Annotated in this window: 2 protein-coding genes; both read left to right on the forward strand. The window is 54.6% G+C overall.

What is annotated here, in order from left to right; all coding sequences use genetic code 11:
* Positions 1-308: 308 nt before the first annotated feature.
* Positions 309-770, forward strand: coding sequence for a hypothetical protein (locus tag G3436_RS24335; protein ID WP_163950427.1), 462 nt, complete (start codon positions 309-311; stop codon positions 768-770).
* A 175-nt stretch (positions 771-945) separates the two neighbouring features.
* On the forward strand, positions 946-1,615 hold a 670-nt coding region (locus tag G3436_RS24340), incomplete at its 3' end, for a hypothetical protein (protein WP_243667302.1).

Raw genomic sequence — 1,615 nt, forward strand, 5'->3', positions numbered from 1 at the left:
CTGTCCAGATCACTATCATGAGGCCGAGATCGACCCGTCCCCAGTGCAATAAACCAGTCCTGAGCAACTCAGCCTGATCAATGGTTGGTGGAGCATCACGACCCTACCCAGCGCTACAATACGCTTGTCAAACACTGGGTAGATCCAGTGACGAGCCGCAAATTTTCTGAACAACTGGGCTGCCAGAAGACTGTTCGAATACGGAATCCAGCACTGCTGTCTGACGCTCAGTGCGCTCGAATGATGAGCGGGGTTGATCGCGCGGCAGAGTGAATGAGAAAGCAACTGCATGCCCCGGAGCGAGACCCATGAAGAAGCACGTCATCAGCCTGGAACGCCATAATTCGGCTGAGCTTGAAGTCGTTGAGCGACTGGCTTCGACAATTGGTAACGAAGCGTTTGAGCGAGAGGCGCAGCGCCTTGCAGACCTGCATACGATTGATCCCCATGCAACGATTCAATCTATATCGCTCTGGCATCATCCGACGTTGATAGGGATGAGTGAAGGCCCCTTTCAGATACTGGGACGTGTGTGCGACCAACTGGTAGCACGTGAACCCATGCTGCTGGAGCGTCCGAGTTATCGGTGCCGCAACAGCCATTCCACCGCGCTGCCATGGACGCTTTGGCTCGATATCGTCAGGTACGCACGGGAGCAGTTTGATCCGGCTGCCCTGGACGCAGCGTTTTTGGCCGAGAAGCAGAGGCAGGGAATGTCAAACAGGGAATCGTTTGAGGCATTGATCGCAGCTAAACGGGACAAGAAATAGATTCTTGGCGGTATGCCCTGCTACCTGGAAGAGGGAAGTGCGTGATCCCTGGTAATTGACTGACCTGCCCGCTGGGGTTGCGGCGGAAGATGTTGGATTGCTGGCCAGAATGCCATGTACACCACCCGGTAGAGCATATAGGGTAGGGTGCTACCAGTCGAAAACGAGGTACGGAATGTATCAAGTCATAGGGATCACCAAGACCCTGGCGTACTTCGCAACTACCTGCGTGGTGGTTTTCCTGGTCATGAACTACAGAGACATCACGACCCTGGTTGCGGGCCCGCTGATGGATTTTCGGCGCCCCGTCACGTCAGCAGTCACAATCGGTGCTGGTGTTTTCTGGGTGCTGGGTCAGAGCCCGCTGTTCGTTTGGATCTGCAGGTTGCCCCTCGTTTGTAAGTACCTCCCTCCCATTGATGGAGAGTGGGACATGCAGCTGAAATCCAACTGGGGGATCATGCAAAAATGGCTCGGCCAAGGCGATGGAGCTTCGCTCATCTCGGTGCCTGGTAAGGTCAAAATCAAAGCGCGTCTGTTCAGTGTCAAAATGGAATTCGCATCCGCCGACGGCTATTCAGAATCCAAGACCATTAGCGTCTCTGTACGGCCCAGCGATCAGACGGGTCTTCTAGAGCTGAACTACATGTTCGTCAACTACACCCAAATCCCAGTGGCGACCGACACCAATACCCATACTGGTGCTGCCCGAGTCTTCGTCAAAGAGTCGGTGATGGGCTGTATATGGAGGGGACGTATTTCACCGATCGCAAGTGGACAGAGGGTCTCAACACCGCAGGCCAGGTCACTTTTACAAGGGCGAAAGCAGCCTGATTCGTCGGTTT

Origin of the sequence: Pseudomonas brassicae (assembly GCF_010671725.1) — a bacterium.
Lineage (GTDB): Bacteria > Pseudomonadota > Gammaproteobacteria > Pseudomonadales > Pseudomonadaceae > Aquipseudomonas > Aquipseudomonas brassicae.

Excerpts from the sequence above, each read along its gene's own strand:
- G3436_RS24335 (WP_163950427.1), top strand. The coding sequence starts at position 309 with ATGAAGAAGCACGTCATCAGCCTGGAACGCCATAATTCGGCTGAGCTT.